The organism is Bacteroides sp. 51, assembly GCF_010500965.1.
GTDB lineage: Bacteria > Bacteroidota > Bacteroidia > Bacteroidales > Bacteroidaceae > Bacteroides.
In genome coordinates this window covers 1-4007 of record NZ_QVMI01000065.1, presented here as the reverse complement: position 1 = coordinate 4007, position 4007 = coordinate 1, and the positions used below count along the sequence as shown (strand labels likewise).

The window sequence follows — 4007 nt, the reverse complement described above, 5'->3', positions numbered from 1 at the left end:
AGATAAGGTAAATACATTATATGACTATTACGATAGCCAAGGGTGGATAACGCCGGAAGAAAAGGAAAGGTGTAGTCTGAGGAGGTTTTTTGAAGGGTTTTGAGTATTTCTAATTAACGTGAATTCAATATAAAAATCATCCATCTAATCTATCTGTAAGGCTGAAAGCCTGTTAGATTTAGCCTAGGGTCAGTGAGCGGAGCGAACGCAGCCCTAGGGCGGTGAACCACCGCGGGCAAAGAGCTCTGTAAGAGCGATATACAAGCCAAATATCTTTATATATCGTGCTTTCAGCACTCCTCGCTGCGGCACGTTGCCGCCCTGGGGCTGCGGTCGCTCCGCTCCCTGACCCCAGGCTAAATCTAACAGGCTTTCAGCCTTACAGATACATCTTTTTACTTTATCTCTTATATAGAACTCATGTTAATTTCTAATGAATTAATTTATTCATTTCCAATCCGTTTTTAACGTTTTACATAAGAAACCTGCATAAAAAAGAAAGAGGCTATTTCGTGATGATTTAGCCTCTTTCGGGTGTGTAAATATTATACGCTCGGTATAATAATAGGAAGATTTGCGATTGTTTCTGTTCATGAAAAAAACTAAATCATCATAATCAAGGTAATAGGCAGGTTTAGATTCTTCTATTAATTTCTTTAACCGTATAATTCGTTTTCATAATGGTTTAATTCATAAAACTGTCTACCATTTTTGTTATGAATACGAATTTTGTTCTCACGTAACAACCATCCCAGCGACATGAATATAACATCCTGTCCGTAATGTGTGGCCTCACCAATGTCCCGCAGGTTTAATTTTCCTTTATTGGAAAGCAGGTGCCATATTTCTCCTGCATGTTCCCCAATTTTATCTTTCAACATAGTCAAAAAGGTTTAGATATATATATAAAACGAAAATCCGATGCAAGACTCATAAAACCACATATCAATCAGATTTATTCAACAGAAAGATAACACCAACAGGACAAGCATAATCTCAATTGTTATGATAAAACAAAGATAAAGACAACGGGGCGTAAAAAAAAGACAGAAGTTGTTATATTACTCCTATTTTCAATCGTTTTAATCACTTTCTGCGTTTTACAGGGATATACTTTATCAGTTTTTGATATATTTGTTTGATAAATTATCTCTTTTATATTTCTGCTTCATATATGATGGATACGAAGGACCTTGACCTAAACGAAAGCTTTCTTTCAGCACTGAAAGAGAATTTTTCCAAACAAACGGAACTAATTTCGGCAGTGGAGGATATACTAAAAATAGAAAGAGAATCTGCATACCGAAGAATAAAAGGTACGGTGCAATTCACCATTCGGGAAATGGGGATATTGGCACAACATCTTAACATCTCCTTAGACAATCTGCTTGTCGACGATCAGATCAATATTCTACACATCTACATGCTCAGCCCGCGGATAGACGAGTCGCTCGAAAGAATAGCACAGGGAGTTAAAAAGTATCTGTCGAAGATCAAGATCATTGAAGATATGCCCGACAGCGAAATGGGAGTAGCCTATGCCCATCTGCCCATGGAGTTCTATACCCCATACTACACCCTATTCAGGTTCATTTATTTTAAATGGAGCAATTACTACATCGGCCCCGAGAAATGCAAAGACTTCTCCAAATGGAAAATTCCAGACGATATAGTCAACTATCACTCGAATGTGATGAATATGTATCGCAAAATGAATAAAATGATATATATATGGGACAAAGCTATTATCTGGGACTTGGTGAATGAAATAAAACATTTCGTCAGCGCAGGAATGATAGAGAAAGAAGATCTTGCCGAAATAAAAAAAGATATACACCACATGCTGAACGATTTAGAGAGGCTGGCTGCTGCCGGGGGACCGGAAAATAACTCGGAGAAAATAGAACTCTACGTATCGCATGTTAAAGTAGGCGTAACCTACTCGTACTTATGGAGCGAGACGTATGCGGCAAGCTACATCACAACGTTGTCTATGATGTCTACCATCAATGAAAACAGAGCTACGTGCAAGAAAGTCCGCGAATGGGTGAAATCCATGAAAAAAGTATCCACCCTCATCTCCGGAACCGGAGACAAGGAGCGTATATTGTTCTTTAAGGAACAACATCAGATTGTGGATAGCATGTAGAAAGCTTTATGTATTTATGCGAGCCTTTCCAGTTTTACTGTAAAATGCCGCATAATAGGAGCTTCCCAGAGTATTTTAACCCCCCTGGTAATACTCTCCCTGCGGTCGTATACGTTCTTCAGGGCAATGGCAATAACATCCATATGATTGTTGGTATACACACGCCGTGGAATGGCCAACCGCAGGAGGTCGATTCCTCCAAAACGGTTTTCATGCGTCACCGGATCACGGTCGGCAAGGATATAGCCAATTTCGCAACCACGGATGCCGGCTTCCAGAAACAGTTCAATGGTCAACGTCTGGGCGGGAAATTCTTCTTTCGGCACATGGGTAAGTACTTTGGGAGCATCAACAAAGATAGCATGTCCGCCGGCGGGACGTTGATAAGGAATGCCAAACTCGTCCAGCCGTTCGGCCAGATAGACCACTTGCCGGATACGGGTTTCCAAGTTCCCGAATTCCGTATTTTCGTCCAGCCCTACGGCAAGTGCGTTCATATCGCGGCCATTCATGCCGCCATACGTCAGGTAGCCTTCATATTGCACACAATAGCCTTTGGCACCTTCGTACCACTCTTCCCGGCGGGTAGCAATAAATCCACCCATATTTACAATGCCGTCTTTCTTGGCACTCATGGTCATGCCATCGGCTAGAGCAAACATTTCTCGACTGATTTCCTTGATGGTCTTATCTTTGTATCCTTCTTCTCTTGTTTTGATGAAATAGGCGTTTTCCGCAAAGCGGGCAGAGTCAAACAATACCGGTTTGTTATATTTATCGGCCAGGCGGCGCACCTCTTGCATGTTCTGCATGGATACAGGTTGTCCACCGGCGGTATTGTTGGTTATGGTTACAATAATAAAAGGTATCCGAGCGGCAAATCTGATTAACGCATCTTCCAGTTTATTTATATCTACGTTGCCTTTGAAAGGAAGTTCAAGTTGGGTATCTTTCGCCTCATCTATCGTACAATCCAGGGCAATGGCTTTCCGTGCTTCAATATGTCCTTTGGTGGTATCGAAGTGAGAATTTCCGGGAATAACATCGCCTTCGTGTACCAGATAAGAGAATAATACATTCTCGGCTGCCCTACCCTGATGGGTTGGAATTATATAACTAAAGCCGGTGATCTGCCGGATCATTTCTTTCAGGTTAAAGAATGAGCTGGCTCCTGCATAACTTTCATCGCCCAGCATCATGGCCGCCCATTGCCGGTCGCTCATCGCTCCCGTTCCGGAGTCTGTTATAAGATCAATGTATACTTGATCGGACCTGAGCTGAAACACATTATAGTACGCTTCTTTAATCCATCTTTCCCGCTCTTCACGGGTACTTTTACGAATGGCTTCCACCATCTTTATCTTCCACGATTCGGCAAAGGGTAATTCCATATAATCAGGCTTTAGATTGACAATAAGTCAGAGTTTAAACACATAAAACAATTATTACGACTCGAAAATAGTAAATAAAAAGAAGAACAAGAAACATTTTATAACTTTTTGAAATCCACGACCTATATTCTTGTCTCAACGTAAAGCATCAGGAACAGAGCGTACGTTTGGATATGCAGTGCTCAAGAAAGAAGGCATTGAGGAACAGCCCGCGTTCGATAAGTTTATATATAAATACAAATGGTAATCAATCACTTAAGAGTACCGCTATTTTCTTAGGGGTGAGAAAAAAGTATCACTGTGAAGAGAATAAAGTATCTCTCTGGAGAGAAATTTGTAAAGTCAGTTAGATGGAAGTTTATTTAATCGTAAGCCTTCGGTAATCCCCGCCTTTTAGTGTTTTCTTTTTTGTTCTACTTTTGGCATCAAAAAGCATTATGTTAACCCTACTCAAATTCCAAGAGATT

General features: G+C 40.9%; 3 protein-coding genes. 1 reads left to right on the top strand and 2 read right to left on the bottom strand.

The genetic code is table 11. From position 1 onward, the window contains the following. Nucleotides 1-656: 656 nt before the first annotated feature. The gene (locus D0T87_RS23325; RefSeq protein WP_163178535.1) at nt 657-881 is read right to left on the bottom strand and encodes a winged helix-turn-helix domain-containing protein; all 225 of its coding nucleotides are present in this window, start codon (nt 879-881) and stop codon (nt 657-659) included. A 293-nt stretch (nt 882-1174) separates the two neighbouring features. Between D0T87_RS23325 and D0T87_RS23320 the strand changes: the two genes are divergently transcribed. Continuing rightward, nucleotides 1175-2149, top strand: a complete 975-nt coding sequence (locus D0T87_RS23320; protein ID WP_163178533.1) for a helix-turn-helix domain-containing protein — start codon at nt 1175-1177, stop codon at nt 2147-2149. A 14-nt stretch (nt 2150-2163) separates the two neighbouring features. Here D0T87_RS23320 and D0T87_RS23315 read toward each other — a convergent pair whose 3' ends face one another. Continuing rightward, entirely contained in the window at nt 2164-3540 is a 1377-nt protein-coding gene (locus tag D0T87_RS23315; RefSeq protein ID WP_163178531.1) for a tryptophanase, read from the bottom strand. Between the last annotated feature and the right edge of the window lie 467 nt (nt 3541-4007).

Excerpts from the sequence above, each read along its gene's own strand:
- D0T87_RS23325 (WP_163178535.1), bottom strand. The coding sequence starts at position 881 with ATGTTGAAAGATAAAATTGGGGAACATGCAGGAGAAATATGGCACCTG.
- D0T87_RS23320 (WP_163178533.1), top strand. The coding sequence starts at position 1,175 with ATGATGGATACGAAGGACCTTGACCTAAACGAAAGCTTTCTTTCAGCA.
- D0T87_RS23315 (WP_163178531.1), bottom strand. The coding sequence starts at position 3,540 with ATGGAATTACCCTTTGCCGAATCGTGGAAGATAAAGATGGTGGAAGCC.